This window comes from Bacillus cereus group sp. MYBK30-2 (genome assembly GCF_051915945.1).
Classification (GTDB): domain Bacteria; phylum Bacillota; class Bacilli; order Bacillales; family Bacillaceae_G; genus Bacillus_A; species Bacillus_A paramycoides.
On the sequence record NZ_JBQAFR010000001.1, the window covers coordinates 1,653,762 to 1,668,271 of the forward strand.

Sequence of the window (14,510 nt, forward strand, 5' to 3'; positions counted from 1 at the left end):
TTTTTTACAATTTTGTGTCGTCTACTGCGCGTAACCATGCTTCAATTTCTGTAATTACACTTTTTACACAACCTTCAGCAAATGGCGATGTTAAATTTGCAACTTCTACTAATTCTAAGAATGACTTACTTCCACCTTGTTGACAAAGATTCACATAATCTTCCCATGCCTCTTGTCTATTATCTCTCGCACGTTTCCAAAATTGTAGTGCACAAATTTGAGCTAGCGTGTAGTCAATATAGTAGAACGGTGAACTATAAATATGTCCCTGACGTTGCCAGAAACCACCGCGCTCTAAATAATCATTATCTTCATAATCACGATGTGGTAAATACTTCTTCTCTATGTTACGCCATGCTGACTTACGCTCTGCTGGTGATGCTTCTGGATTTTCATATACATAATGCTGATACTCATCAACAGATACACCGTACGGTAAAAATAGAAGAGCTGAACTTAAGTGTGAGAAATAATATTTATCTGCATCTTCTTCAAAGAATAACTTCATCCATGGCCATGTAAAGAATTCCATACTCATAGAATGAATTTCACACGCTTCATATGTTGGCCAATTATACTCTGGAATTTCATATTTACGACTTTCATATACTTGGAAAGCATGGCCCGCTTCATGTGTTAGTACATCAATGTCACCAGACGTTCCATTAAAGTTTGAGAAAATGAACGGCGCTTTATAATTCTCGATATATGTACAATATCCGCCACCAGCTTTTCCTTTTTTCGCAACTAAATCTAATAAATCGTTATCTAGCATAAAATTGAAAAATTCATCTGTTTCAGCTGATAACTCTTTATACATCGTTTTCCCATGATTAATAATCCAATCCGCATCTCCTTTTGGCGTTGGGTTACCTGTAGCAAACTCAAAGTTTTCATCATAATAAGCGAGCTTTTCTACACCGATGCGTGCTTTTTGTCTATTTCTTAACTCTGTTGCAACCGGAACTATGTAATCCAATACTTGCTGACGATAGTTCGCAACCATTTCAGCATTATAATCTGTACGATACATTCTTGCATATCCTAATTCAACAAAGTTCTTGAAACCAAGTGATTTCGCGATTTTCGTTCTCACTTTAACAAGCTCATCATAAATACGATCTAATTCTCCCTCATTCTCAGCTAAAAATCCGTAGTATGCTTCACTTGCTGCCTTACGTTCGCCTCTTTCTTTTCCTTGCATAAAAGGAATAAGTTGCGATAACGTTCTTTCTTCTCCTGCAAAGTCAATTTTTGCAGATGCTAATAATTGTGTATATTGTGAAGACAATTTATTCTCTAATTGTAAATCTTTCACTACTTCATCTGAATATGTTTTTAAATCACATTCAGCTAAAGCAAATAATTGCTTCCCATAATATGCTTCTAATTCTTCACGGAATGGAGAATTAATTAACGCTTTATAATACTTCGTTCCATAACCTTGTACAACTGGAGAGTATTCATCAAAGAAATCTTGTTCTTCCTTATAAAAGGCATCTGTCGTATCCACAGAATGACGAATGTAACAAAGATTCCCCATTGTACCAAAATCATTGCGAATTTCATTAATTGAATTGATTACTTGTTTTTGTTCTTCAATCGTTTTTGTATTATCGAATTTTTCTAAAGCAACAGTAAATTTCTCTTTTATTTCTTCAATATTTGGCCGTTTATATTCATAGTCTTTAAATGACATGAACGAGCCCCCTCTCCGTTATATGTATCTTTACTATAATTCAATGCCTACTTACGAATCTCCTCTTATTCTTCACCAAAATTCGGCAGTTACTATCTTGATTATATGCAAACAAAAAAGCTTTGGATTTCTTTATCCAAAGCCCCTTTGGAACATAACATCATTTTTCATACTTTCCGATTTTTTTCAATAGATCAAGTAATTCATCCTTCTCATCCTTCGTTAACATTTCAAAAGACTGATGTATAACCTGCTTATGACCTGGAAAGATAGAAGCAATAAAGTTCTCTCCAGACTCCGTTAATTGTGCATAAATTACACGTCTATCATTTGGACATGGAATTCGCTTTACAAGCCCTTTTTTCTCTAGCTTATCTACAACGTATGTAATGCTACCACTAGCTATTAAAATACGCTCACCAATTTGCTGAAGTGGTTGGCCTCCTTTATGATATAGGAGTTCTAATACAGCAAACTCAGTTGGATTTAATCCGTTACTTTGAATGGATTTATTTGTAATATCCATAACAGAACGATGTACACGGGATAATGCAATAAATACTTTTAAAGATTGAGAAATATCTTCTCGCTCATTATTTGATGTCATACCATTTCAACCCTTCACTTAAATTCTCCGCAACAAAAAGAAAAGCAATGTAGTACTTCATTACAATTTCCGAATGAACATTCACTCATCCCTTTTCCTTTCCCTAATATAATGCAAATGATTCTTAAATAAAAACATGACAATTTTAACATAGTTTATATATAATGATAATAAAAAAGAAGGAGTACCAATTTTGAAAGTCAAATTACAAAGCATAGTTTGTTACATACTGCTTGTTATACTGCCTACGATAGGGATCGGTGCCACATTTTTTTCGTATCACACTTATCAAATGAAACAGGAAAACAAACTATCTGCTCATACTGTTCTCTTTTTATATAGAGACTATTTGGACCATCACCTTGGTGAAGCTATTTCTGCCTTAGAAATGCTCGCAAAAGTTGTAGGAACCGAAACAGGAAACATAAATGGAATTAAACAGATTGTACACGATACAGATGGAAATGATGAACGTTTTTCTGGTCTATATTACGCTACGACAGATGGGATAATTACACTCGCATCCGAAGGTGAATCAACGCACGTTGATGTCTCTGACCGCCAGTACATTCAAGATGCATTACAATCTAAGAAAACAACTGTATCATCAGTTATAACAGATCGCGTCCTTGGGCATCAGGCTATTATGATTGCCTCTCCAATATTTAATAAACAAAAGGAACTCTCTGGATTATTGTTAGCTAGTTTACGCTTTGACTACATTTCATCCTCTTTAAATGCTATTAAACCACAATATCATTTCGAAGTGACTGATAAACATGATGTAGTTTTTCTAACCGATGATAATAATGAAACAAGCGATGAGCATTCTAATATGCTTACTACCCCACTCCAAAGATTAAACTGGAAGGTCTCTGTTTCTCCGTTACCTATTCATCAACAAACCTTATACCGGTTAGTTTCAATAGAATGTACAGCTACTTTATTTTTAATGTCTATTTTATTTTTACTTGCTCAATATATGTTATTAAAACGGCAAACAAAACTAGAAAGACAACAAAATGAACTACAAAAAATTGAATTGGTTGGAACTTTTGCGGCTAGTACAGCTCACGAAATCCGTAATCCTCTTACTGGAATTAAAGGACTCGTTGCCCTATTAAAAGAGAAACATAGAGATGAACAGGATCAGTTCTACTTTTCAGTGATTGAACAAGAAATAGAACGTATTAATGAGATTGTAAGCGAATTTCTTATTCTTGGAAAGCCAACTGCCATCATTGAACAAACATATGATGTAAGAACGATTCTTACTGAGGTAGCCGTAATTATTCAATCTGAGGCGAATTTGCATAATATTATATTCCATTTACATTTGCCAGACCATCCTGTTCATATACGTTGCTCAAAAGACCATATGAAACAAGTGGTTTTAAATATTACCAAAAATGCAATTGAAGCTATGACTTCTGGGGATACATTAACCATTGTAGTAACAAACAATGAAAAACACGCACAATTGCAAATTATTGATACCGGAAAAGGAATTCCAAAACATATTCAAAAACACCTCTTTCATCCGTTCTTTACTAATAAAGATACTGGAACAGGTCTTGGACTTGTCATATGTAAACGAATTGTAGAGATGTACAATGGGCACATTTTTATTGATAGTAAAGAAAGCAAAGGAACGACAGTTCATATTGAGATTCCATTACACAGAGTATAATTATCCTTATCCCAAAAGGATAATTATACTTATTTCATAAAACCAGCCACAAGCATTCGCCAAAAATTACTCGATTTTCCTTCATACCCTATTTGAAAAATAGGTACCTTTATAATCGAAAACCATTTCGGTGTTTGTTTTTCTTTATAACGCTGATACTGTAAAATAAGCTTGTCCAATTCTTGACTAACTTGAATTGTCTCCATACTATTTAATCCACTCGTCAATCCTGATTGAATCATTTCTTCACGTTTCATATGAATATCATGCGAAAGCTTTTCTAATGTGTACTTCCTTTTTACAGTAAACATCCATATCCCCCTTAGTATTCTCCCATGCTCTCAACGTCACTTCTACATTGATCTTTCAACTTCTTAATCACATTCAAATTTGAAGAATCAGAAATTTTAACATTTTCTCCCTGTAATTTACAAATCTTTACCCTCACTTTGAGAATTATTACAAATTATTCTATCTTTGTAAATACATTCGCAATAATAGACATTTTTTTCATCTTCTTTTTTTATAAATACCAAGTAAACAGTGGGTTCTCCATTTTCCATATACTTTTCTTCGACATTTTTTGTTTAATTTATATAAAAACGCAAAACATAATGATGATTTATAAAATAGAAAGGAAATATTTATATGCGCAAATATACTATTACATTGCTCGTTTTTACCCTGTTCGTACCCTTTTTCTTATTTCCTATTCAAGCAAACGCCCATACGAATAAAGTTGCTATTGTCATCGATGATTTCGGCAATAATATGAAAGGAACGGATAAAATGTTATCACTTCCTATTCCACTCACTATTGCTGTTATGCCATTTCTGCCTTCCACTAAAGAAGATGCGATAGCAGCCCATAAAAAAGGTCATGAAGTTATTATACATATGCCAATGGAGCCAATTAAAGGAAAGAAAGAATGGCTTGGACCAAAAGCGATTACAACAGATTTAAGTGATGAAGAAATAAACAATCGACTCGAACAAGCAATTCAAGAAGTGCCGCATGCAATTGGAATGAACAATCATATGGGATCAAAAGTAACCGCTGATGAAAGAATTGTACGTCTTATACTTTCTGCCTGTAAAAAACACGGTTTATTTTATTTAGATAGTAAAACAAACCCTAATAGTGTTGTCCCAAAAGTCGGTAAACAATTAGGGGTACCTATTATTGAAAACCAACTATTTTTTGATGATGTATATACGGCAGATCATGTTTCAAGACAAGCCCAATTACTCATAAAAACAATTCAAGAAAAACCCATTATGGTAGCTATCGGACACGTTGGCCCTCCAGGGGAAATTACATCACGTGTTATCGAAACTTCTATTCCTAAAATTCGCGAGCATGCAGACTTCATCTTTTTATCTGATTTAGCATTATCTCCACCACCCGTTTCGAAATAAAATTCATATACCCTACTAAAAAAGGTACTCATCTACACATAGTAGATGAGTACCTTTTTCAATTTAAATATAATCTACGTGACTCACCCGAAATCCCTTTTTCTCTATTCTTCCAATTAATTGTTTTAATGTTTTTTCATTTAACTCATCTGATATATTTACGATAACACGGCGAATATATTGATCACCGTTATCTAAAGTAAACATTCCACCGATATTGTATGCCTTTAACAATGTCCCAATTTCTTTAATCGTTCCCTTACAATCTTGTGTTGCAATCGTTAATATATACCCACCCGTTCGCATACCGAACGAATCTTCAATAACATCAAATACATTAGAATGTGTTAAAATACCAACAAATTCATTATAATCATTTAAAACCGCTAAAAATGGAAGACGACGAATAACATAAAAAGCTCTGAAAAAAGAATCCTTTTCAAAAATAAACGCATATGAATCCTCTAGCACATCTCCCGTACTTACATGTTCTAATCCGCTATTACACTTCTTTTCTAAAAGGTCTACTTTATAAATAATCCCTGTGAATTTCTTCTCATCTTCTGCTAATACAGGGATTGCTCGAAATCCCGTTTCATTCATAATTTGCAATGCCCGTTCACCGGAATCATTCATTTTGCAAAAGGTAACCTGCTGTTTCGGCAGAAAATGATATTTAACTCGCAAAATATGTTCCTCCTTACATGTCAACATGTAATCTATATATAATAAGGAGACCTATATTTTATGAGTAAAATTATTTTTAAAACGCTTTCATTTATTTGGAATGATAACCATTGTTAATAATTTTTTATATCACAGAACTCTTTGCCCCTTTTATCATCAAAAGCTTTACGTGATAGTTCATTAAATACTCTATACCTTCCAACCATTTTTTCGTTTCTTCTGGAGTTTTCCCCCACACAATCATTCCGTAATTATGAACAAGAACTACCCCACCGCCTTCAACAAAATTCGGAACATTACTTTCTAATAAATTAGCGAATTTTTTTTCATCTTCTACAATTGGAATTGTCATTTCTGTAATACCTTCTTTTCCAAAAACACGTTCCACGCTACGTTTCTCGAATGTTACTTCTCCTTCTTTCCCATATAACTCTGACATTAAATGGCTATCTACAGTTTGCACTTGTAAAATACATTCCGCACTGCTTTTTTTATAAATATCCGCGTGCATAAAAGATTCTGAAGCTGGCTTTTCTTCGTTCTCAAATACTGGCTCACACATGCAATTTACAACGATAAAATCCTCTTCCGAAAATAACCCTTTATCTCTTCCTTCTACATTCACTAAAAATGTTAATGGCTCTTTTGACGTACACATCGATAAACTAATTTTTGTGCCATAAAACCAATCGCGAAGTGCCAACTCTGCTTTCACATCTTTTAATTCATTCCATTTCTTCAGAAAAAATAACATTTCGTCACCCCCGGCGTAATATTAATATAATGTTCAAATCCTTTCTATGTAAAAGGAGTATTTTTTGATTATTCTAAAAATTTAATTGAATTATCACATGAGAAAGCCTTTTTGTCAATACGGTTTCACCACTCCTCGTAAAAATAGGCGACTCACATGTAAACACTCCTGTCTATTACCTACTTAATCTTGTACATATAAAAAATACGTTATTCTTCTTATTAAAGAATAACGTATTTTTCTCATTTATCATTTAGTTATTGCATTATATAAAAAATGCGCATATTGTTCACGCGTTACGAAATCATCACCTAAAAAGACTTTTTGATTTTGAACATTAATGTAAGCTTTCTTACTTAGTTCTATAACTGGCCTAACATCACGAATTTCATTCGCAACAAAACTTACCAATACTAACTTTTTCAACTGACTAATTGGCAATAAGTCCGAAATATAATTTGCTTCTAAATCAAGTTTTTGTAAGTTTACTAAATTTGATAATGGCGTAATATCCTTTAACTCATTACTAGGTAAATCTAATACTTTAAGATGATTCATTTTAGCAAGTGATGTCACATCTTCAATTTGATTACCTGCTAAAGTTAAATATGTTACATTTTTTAATTACATTAAATTTATATTTCCGGCTATAAAAAATAAAAAGCCCTTTATTCAAAGGGCCTTCTTACCTATCGTATGAAGAATTTCACTTTTTTCTTTTTCATTAATAACACCGATTTTTTGCAAAATATTCGTGTACAATACAAGTTTATTATATATCCGTTCCGACATTCCCGTCCCCTCTTTCCTCCAGCCAACTTTTTTTCTATTGGTAAATTATATGAAGGAAATGAGAAAATGTGTCCACTTTTTGCACGAATACAAATCTTTTCTCCCACTATTCAAAATCATATCAAAATTTATGTTAAGTGATTCCAACTATCCATGAAAGCTGGATTGCTAGCAAACAGTCCATTGAATATTATGCTTTTTAGCTTCTTCTTCAAAACTATATGGCATTTTCTTATCACAAATGACATGTTGAATACGAGAAAATCCCGCTATTCTATAATTCCCTTTTACGCCTACCTTTGTATGATCACATAAAATATATGTTTTCTCAGCTAGTTTAATCATCGCTTCTGACAGTTTCGCTTTTTCTAATTCAAAGCTGGAAACCCCAAAACTTGGTAACAATCCATCAATCGAAACGAACGCTTTATGAAAATGAAATTGATGGATAACTTGCTGGGAAATAGATCCTGACACACGTGAATGCTTTGGAGATACTTTTCCGCCAATAAATAGAACTTCACCATGAAACATCTTTTTATTAATAGAAGAAATTAATTGTGTTGCTACTGGAAATGAACTTGTTACAATTGTTAAGTTTTTGCGATGAACAAGGTATGGAACCATTTGAAGTGGTGTGCTCCCATCATCAATGGCAATGACATCACCATCTTCCACAAATGTCGCTGCTTTATAACCAATTCTTTTCTTCTCTTCTATATGCAGCATCTCTCTTTCTAACATCGGTGCCTCTACCCCAGCTCCTGGAAGTTGAACAGCTCCTCCATACACTTTCTTCAGCTTTTTTTCACGATCTAATTCTTCTAAATAACGGCGAATTGTTTCTGTTGATACTGCAAACTCTCTCGCTAACTCCGAAACTTTCACTTTCCCTTTAAACTCTACCTTTTCAAGAATGTTTCGCTTTCTTTCTTCTCCTACTACAGACATAGCTTCACCCCATTTATATCTACCTCATGAAATTCTTTGCTTATACAAAGTTATAATTCTCTTTTTCAGTAAAAACTTCTTCATGAATATGAATACCGCGCTTTTCTAGTTCATCGAAAATTATTTGTGGATTTTCGAAAGCTTCTTCAGGCGTAACAACACCAACTTTATTTACATTTCCATTTGCAATTAGCTCTGTAGCAATCCCAAATGGAATACCGACGTTCCTCGTATAGGCTCTTAATTCTTCCCATCCTTTGATTGATCCATCAGATAGCGGGTGTGTATGATATAAAACATGTCGCTGTTTCTCATTATTTTTCATACCTATTACTTCTACATGAAGTGCATAACCATAAATTTCTGTTTCTTGTCCTTCTTTCGATTGTAGTAAATATTTCGAAATACAATCCATAATACCAATTTCTTTACCGTCTATTTCAATCTGATCATTACGTAAAATACCGTAATCATATAAGGCACGTACGAGCTGCATATTTTGCTTTGGCCAAGTTCCTCTTGTTTCAATCAGTTTAACACCTTTATTTTCTAGTGCTTTTGCTAACGTAATCGTTTCAGAATGCGGGATTATATACTGTGTTGTTTTACCGTAAGGCGCTGGCAATTCAATTTCTCTTGGGCGCGCAAACGGAGGCACTTGCTTAAACTCACCGTCTTCATACACTGTACGCGATGGTAAATGCGGATCATATTCATATGTCGTTGTCTCTGTAATTGATGCTGAAAAAGCAATTGGACGATACGAACCGTGACTTACACGAACTGATTCTACACTATCTAGCTGATTTGCTGCATGCATTGCCATCATTTGCGTTACACCTGGCGTCATACCAAAACCAGGTAAACACGTTTTTTCATTTTGAACAAATATCGAATGCGATTCATTTTCTTCACCAAATCCATTCAAGTTCACACCGTGACACCCTGCTTCCGCAATACAGCGCGTAGACAGTCCATTTAACTTTATCGTCGTGCCATCCATTACAATGTCATAGCCTTTCATTTTTGCGACCGTATCCTCATGATTTGTCACATCGACTTTTACAAAATCAACACGAGGATCATTTAACCACTCTACTACTTTACGACCCTCTTCTTCATTAAAATCGGCTACTGTAATCGTCTCAAATGATGAAAATTGAACTAAATCCAAAATTGCTTCACGACATATTTTACCTGCTCCACCTAAGCAAAATACTTTCAACCTATAACAACTCCTTTAGCAATACTATCAACTAAACGATTAATATCTTCTTCATGTACATCACCGATATTTCCAATGCGGAACGTATCTACTTTCGAAATTTTCCCAGGGTAAATAACAAAGCCATCACGCTTTAATTCGTTATATAATCGTTGAAACTCGAATTCCCCTTCTGGATAAATGAAAGATGTAATAATAGGAGATTGATATTTTTCATCTACTAATGGCTTAAAGCCGATTTCTTTCATTCTGTTCACTAATAGTTTTTGATTATTATAATATCGATTGTAACGTGCTCTTACTCCGCCTTCTTCTTCTAATTCAAGCAACGCCTGATAAAAAGCACGTACAATATGAGTTGGTGAAGTAAAACGCCATTTCCCATTTTGTTCTTCCATCGTTTCCCACTGATCATATAAATCCAATGATAAAGAACGGGCTTGCCCTTTACATTTCAATAGTTCATCACGTTTTGCGATGACAAAGCCGAATCCAGGAACACCTTGAATACATTTATTCGCACTACTAATTAGAAAATCAATTTGCAAATCAGCAATATCTATTTCAATACCACCGAAACTACTCATTGCATCAACCAGTGTAACTTTTCCGTATTGCTTCCCTAATTTGCATACATCTACAATTGGATTAATAATACCTGTTGTTGTTTCACAATGAACAACTGCAATATGAGTAATCTCTTTATCTTGTTGCAATAACTTTTCTACTTCTATAATATTAGTTGGCTCCCACTCTTCTGTTTGATTGACCACCACATCTATATGTAACATCTCTGCCATTTGCACAATTCGCTTACCGTACGCACCATTTGTACAAACGAGAAGCTTTCCGTTTTTAGGAACAACAGAACCAATTACAGATTCAACTGAAAACGTACCGCTTCCTTGCATTAAAACAGTTGTATATTTCTCTTCTTCCTTTGTTGCCAATGATACAAGTCTATTTCTTACATCTTGCACCATCGTATTATATTCAACATCCCACGTACACCAATCATATAACATAACTTCTTTTACAGTTTTTGTTGTCGTTAATGGTCCTGGCGTTAGTAATAAATAGTGATTTTCATTCATGATCCCGTGCCCCTTTTATGAAATAATAAGTTCTTGTTTCTCGATATGTTCAATTACGTTTTCGAGTTCCTGCATCGTTTCAATCGTAAAGTGTGCCCCGTTTTCAATGAAACGATTACGAACCACTTCCATTTTTTCGCGAAGCTCTACCGGATTCATATTTTCAACTTCCTCTTCCGTTAAACCGAGCTCACTACTGCCAAGAATTACACCAACTGTCCACATTCCAGCATTTCTTCCCTCTTTCATATCTGATACCGTGTCTCCAACTTTCATCATATGATTCATTGGATATACACCAAGTTCCATCGCATTTTTATAGCACATCCACGGGTATGGACGACCTGCTGGAACATCATCTGGCGTAACGAGAAAATCAGGTTTATATCCTTGTAATGCTGCTCCCTTTGCTACAATGTCCATCATTCCTCTTGTATAACCAGTTGTTGAACCAATTTTAATGCCTTTTTCTCGTAATGAAGCAATCACTTCTTTTACTCCATTAATCGGCAACGCATAGCGCGGTAAAATGGCGAAGAGAATTTCTTCAAATTCTTCATACATCTCATGAATGTCTGCTTCTGTTGGTAATTGTCCGAAGACACGATTCCACTCACTCGCAATACGAGGCATCTCTGTTAGTGCCCTTACATGATCTATTTTTAATAATCCCATTGGCTTACGAGCTTCTTCAGCTGTAATTTCAACACCACGTTTATAAAAAATCTCCATAAATACTTCCAGTGGTGCAAAACATCCGTAATCAACTGTCGTACCTGCCCAATCAAAAATAACTGCTTCCATTTTCATTTTATCCATCACCTTTCTTACTTATCTTTTTTGCCATTGCGACGTTCGGTTACGAAGAGCTTTCGTTCCCCATTCATATAAAACTCTCACTACAATATTTGTAACAACAATGAGTACGCTCATCGCAGCCGCTGGTGCCACATTTCCTGCATCATCCATATTTACAATTGATACAGCAGCTAGTTTAAAATCAGCTGCGTACAAGAAAACAACTGCCGATACGGTTACCATTGAATTTACGAAGTAGTACATAACCATTTCTAAAATTGCTGGTAAACACATCGGGACTGTTACTCGAAGGAATGTTTTATAAAACGGAATGCCCATAGACTGCGAAACAAGTTCAAACTCTCGATCTAGTTTCTTTAAAGCGGTCGTTGCCGTAACGAATGTTACAGAGTAAAAATGAATGATATTTACTAATACTAAAACGGCAATTGTGCCATATAAGGAATGAAACGGATTCGTTACTGAAAGTCCAAGGATTTGAATCGTTGGTTGACTAAAGAAAAAGACGTATCCTAACCCAAGCACTAAACCTGGAATCGCCAAAGGTACGATAGAGAAAAAGTAACCTGTTTTCCGGAAAAATTGTAGCTGATCTATTTTCTCAATTGCATATGCGAATACAAATGTTAAAATCGCCCCAATAACCGCTGTAATTGCTGAAACAATTACGCTATTTTTAAACGCTTCAAGTCCATCTCCTGTTAAACTTGAAAAATTAAAATGCTCAAATGTAAAGCTCATATTATATGGCCATACTTTCACACTTGCAGCAATACCGACTGCAACAAACAAAAGAATAATCATAAGAGTAATTACACTACAATATATGAATGAGATTACATCTCTTTTCTTATTAGCTGTTATTCTATATGGTACTGCTTTTGAAGATAAGAAATTCGCCTGCTTTCTTTGCGTAATACGATCAACTGCAAAAGCAAAAATAGCTGGGATTAATAAAATCATTCCGACAGTTGCACCCATCGGCATATTTTGCTGCCCAATTACTTGCTTGTATACGTCAGTAGCAAGTACATTATATTGCCCACCAACAATTTTTGGTGCTCCAAAATCAGTGAAACTAAGTGTAAACACAACGAACATTGCACTAATTAATCCGTACTTTACACTAGGTAAAGTAACAGTGAAAAACTGCTTTGTTTTACTCGCTCCTAACATATTAGAAGCTTCATATAAACGATAATCGGAGCCTTGAAAAGCAATTAATAATATAAGAAATGCTTGTGGAAATGTATACATGACTTCAGCCATTACAATTCCTACTGGGCCATATAAAGGGATTTGTATACCTTCAAATAAACCAAACATCCCTTTCGTTACTAACCCTTGATTACCAAATAAATAGGTAAGCGCAATACCATGCATCATCGTTGGCGCGAACAATGGTAATAATGCTACGTATTGAAATACACGCTTTCCAAAAACATTTGTACGAGCAATTGCATATGCATAAGCGAAAGCTAATGCAACTGAAATGATTGTTGTAGCGCCCGAAATCCATACGGTATTTTGTAATGACTGAACTAAAGTTGGTGTTGTGAAATATTTACTGAAATTCGCTAAACCAACGAAAGCTCCATCTTTATCATAAAAAGCTTGTGTAAATAGTTGTAATAGCGGTAATACAAGTATGATAAGAAAGGAAAGAATCATACCAATAATTACGAGCCTTTGGATCCATTCCTCTTTTCCTATACTTCTCTTAATCTTTTTTTTCGTACTTTCTACCTTATAGTTTTCTAACATCTCCATCTATACAATGACCTTCTTTCCATATGACAACATATGATTTTCTGAGAAAGAGATTTGAATGGGCTTTCCTTTTCTAATAGCCTTTGCCTCTACTTCCGATGCCAATATATCCACTACAATTTTCTCATTATAAAGATGTGTTTTCTCTTCTATAACCCGCACTTCCGTCCGGTATACAGATCCACGAAACTCCATACTTTCCACAACTGTCTTAATTCCATCCTTTTGTACAACTGTTACATGTTCAGGACGAATTGCATGTTCTTCGTTATTTTTCGAAAAGAAATTAATAGAGCCAATAAAATCTGCCACAAACGGATTGGCTGGTCTTTGATAAATCTCCTCTGGTGTTCCAATCTGCATAATTTCCGCATGATTCATTACAACAATTTTATCAGCCATCGTTAATGCCTCTTCTTGATCATGCGTTACCATAATAGTTGTTACTCCTACTTTTTCTTGCAAATCACGCATTTCTCTACGCAATTTTTCACGTACTTTTGCATCTAAAGCAGATAACGGCTCATCGAGTAACAAAATATCCGGAGACAGAGCGAGCGCACGTGCAAGTGCTACCCGCTGCTGTTGTCCACCAGACATTTGAGCAGGATATTTATCTTTTACATTCAGCAAATCAACAAGTTCTAACGCAGCTAGCGCTTTCTCTTTTACTTCTGCTTTTCCATATTTTTTTGTCTTTAAGCCGTATTCAATATTTTCAAGTGCTGTTAAATTCGGAAATAATGCATATGATTGAAAAACCATTCCGAAGTTCCTCTTTCCAGGCGGCAATGCTGTAATATCTGTTCCATTCACAGCTATACTACCTGTTGTGGCCTCTTCTAGCCCCGCTAAAATTCGAAGCAACGTCGTTTTCCCACAACCACTCGGGCCTAATAAACAAACAAACTCATTTTTTTTCACTGTAAAAGAAATATCTTTTAACGCTGTAAACGCATCAAATTGCTTTTGAATGTGTTGAATTGATAAATATTCGCTCATT

At 34.8% G+C, this 14,510-nt stretch carries 13 protein-coding genes and 1 pseudogene; 2 read left to right on the forward strand and 12 right to left on the reverse strand.

Annotated features, from left to right (window positions below):
* Positions 1 to 4 precede the first annotated feature (4 nt).
* Positions 5 to 1,699: a M3 family oligoendopeptidase gene (locus ACTFQM_RS08750; protein WP_440034063.1), complete on the reverse strand. Its 1,695-nt coding sequence runs from the start codon at positions 1,697 to 1,699 to the stop codon at positions 5 to 7.
* Positions 1,700 to 1,859: 160 nt separating this feature from the next.
* Positions 1,860 to 2,306: a MarR family winged helix-turn-helix transcriptional regulator gene (locus ACTFQM_RS08755; RefSeq protein ID WP_002170980.1), complete on the reverse strand. Its 447-nt coding sequence runs from the start codon at positions 2,304 to 2,306 to the stop codon at positions 1,860 to 1,862.
* 193 nt (positions 2,307 to 2,499) lie between these two features.
* Here ACTFQM_RS08755 and ACTFQM_RS08760 point away from each other — a divergent pair, with 193 nt between their 5' ends.
* A complete protein-coding gene (locus ACTFQM_RS08760; protein WP_440034064.1) occupies positions 2,500 to 3,996 on the forward strand; it encodes a DUF3149 domain-containing protein in 1,497 nt (498 codons plus the stop codon).
* Positions 3,997 to 4,025: 29 nt separating this feature from the next.
* Here the strand turns inward: ACTFQM_RS08760 and ACTFQM_RS08765 are convergent, their stop codons facing one another.
* Positions 4,026 to 4,307: an aspartyl-phosphate phosphatase Spo0E family protein gene (locus ACTFQM_RS08765; RefSeq protein ID WP_098304897.1), complete on the reverse strand. Its 282-nt coding sequence runs from the start codon at positions 4,305 to 4,307 to the stop codon at positions 4,026 to 4,028.
* 337 nt (positions 4,308 to 4,644) lie between these two features.
* Between ACTFQM_RS08765 and ACTFQM_RS08770 the strand changes: the two genes are divergently transcribed.
* Positions 4,645 to 5,415, forward strand: coding sequence for a divergent polysaccharide deacetylase family protein (locus ACTFQM_RS08770; RefSeq protein WP_440034065.1), 771 nt, complete (start codon positions 4,645 to 4,647; stop codon positions 5,413 to 5,415).
* Positions 5,416 to 5,478: 63 nt separating this feature from the next.
* Here ACTFQM_RS08770 and cbpA read toward each other — a convergent pair whose 3' ends face one another.
* From cbpA to ACTFQM_RS08815, 9 genes and pseudogenes are all read right to left on the reverse strand, one after another.
* Positions 5,479 to 6,102 (reverse strand): cyclic di-AMP binding protein CbpA, encoded by a 624-nt coding sequence (gene cbpA, locus ACTFQM_RS08775; protein ID WP_025150980.1) that lies wholly within the window; start codon positions 6,100 to 6,102, stop codon positions 5,479 to 5,481.
* A 124-nt stretch (positions 6,103 to 6,226) separates the two neighbouring features.
* Positions 6,227 to 6,856, reverse strand: a complete 630-nt coding sequence (locus tag ACTFQM_RS08780) for a class II aldolase/adducin family protein (protein WP_025150981.1) — start codon at positions 6,854 to 6,856, stop codon at positions 6,227 to 6,229.
* Between the two features lie 288 nt (positions 6,857 to 7,144).
* Positions 7,145 to 7,465: pseudogene (locus ACTFQM_RS08785) on the reverse strand (leucine-rich repeat domain-containing protein); the annotation flags it as partial.
* A gap of 351 nt (positions 7,466 to 7,816) precedes the next feature.
* Positions 7,817 to 8,599, reverse strand: a complete 783-nt coding sequence (locus tag ACTFQM_RS08790) for a DeoR/GlpR family DNA-binding transcription regulator (RefSeq protein WP_002170972.1) — start codon at positions 8,597 to 8,599, stop codon at positions 7,817 to 7,819.
* Between the two features lie 40 nt (positions 8,600 to 8,639).
* Positions 8,640 to 9,824 (reverse strand): saccharopine dehydrogenase family protein, encoded by a 1,185-nt coding sequence (locus ACTFQM_RS08795; RefSeq protein ID WP_440034066.1) that lies wholly within the window; start codon positions 9,822 to 9,824, stop codon positions 8,640 to 8,642.
* Entirely contained in the window at positions 9,821 to 10,918 is a 1,098-nt protein-coding gene (phnW, locus tag ACTFQM_RS08800) for a 2-aminoethylphosphonate--pyruvate transaminase (RefSeq protein ID WP_440034067.1), read from the reverse strand. The genes ACTFQM_RS08795 and phnW overlap by 4 nt, the downstream gene beginning before the upstream one ends.
* A 15-nt stretch (positions 10,919 to 10,933) precedes the next feature.
* Complete coding sequence (phnX, locus tag ACTFQM_RS08805; RefSeq protein WP_440034068.1) at positions 10,934 to 11,728, reverse strand: phosphonoacetaldehyde hydrolase; 795 nt, start codon at positions 11,726 to 11,728, stop codon at positions 10,934 to 10,936.
* A 21-nt stretch (positions 11,729 to 11,749) separates the two neighbouring features.
* Entirely contained in the window at positions 11,750 to 13,507 is a 1,758-nt protein-coding gene (locus ACTFQM_RS08810) for a putative 2-aminoethylphosphonate ABC transporter permease subunit (protein WP_178940501.1), read from the reverse strand.
* On the reverse strand, positions 13,508 to 14,509 hold the full coding sequence (locus tag ACTFQM_RS08815) for a putative 2-aminoethylphosphonate ABC transporter ATP-binding protein (protein WP_002170967.1): 1,002 nt from the start codon (positions 14,507 to 14,509) through the stop codon (positions 13,508 to 13,510). It lies immediately after the preceding gene.
* Position 14,510 lies beyond the last annotated feature (1 nt).

Bases quoted from the DNA above. Each gene is read 5' to 3' on its own strand.
- ACTFQM_RS08765 (WP_098304897.1), bottom strand. From the start codon at position 4,307: ATGTTTACTGTAAAAAGGAAGTACACATTAGAAAAGCTTTCGCATGAT.
- phnW (WP_440034067.1), bottom strand. From the start codon at position 10,918: ATGAATGAAAATCACTATTTATTACTAACGCCAGGACCATTAACGACA.
- phnX (WP_440034068.1), bottom strand. From the start codon at position 11,728: ATGAAAATGGAAGCAGTTATTTTTGATTGGGCAGGTACGACAGTTGAT.
- ACTFQM_RS08780 (WP_025150981.1), bottom strand. From the start codon at position 6,856: ATGTTATTTTTTCTGAAGAAATGGAATGAATTAAAAGATGTGAAAGCA.
- ACTFQM_RS08770 (WP_440034065.1), top strand. From the start codon at position 4,645: ATGCGCAAATATACTATTACATTGCTCGTTTTTACCCTGTTCGTACCC.
- ACTFQM_RS08750 (WP_440034063.1), bottom strand. From the start codon at position 1,699: ATGTCATTTAAAGACTATGAATATAAACGGCCAAATATTGAAGAAATA.
- ACTFQM_RS08810 (WP_178940501.1), bottom strand. From the start codon at position 13,507: ATGGAGATGTTAGAAAACTATAAGGTAGAAAGTACGAAAAAAAAGATT.
- ACTFQM_RS08755 (WP_002170980.1), bottom strand. From the start codon at position 2,306: ATGACATCAAATAATGAGCGAGAAGATATTTCTCAATCTTTAAAAGTA.
- ACTFQM_RS08790 (WP_002170972.1), bottom strand. From the start codon at position 8,599: ATGTCTGTAGTAGGAGAAGAAAGAAAGCGAAACATTCTTGAAAAGGTA.
- ACTFQM_RS08815 (WP_002170967.1), bottom strand. From the start codon at position 14,509: ATGAGCGAATATTTATCAATTCAACACATTCAAAAGCAATTTGATGCG.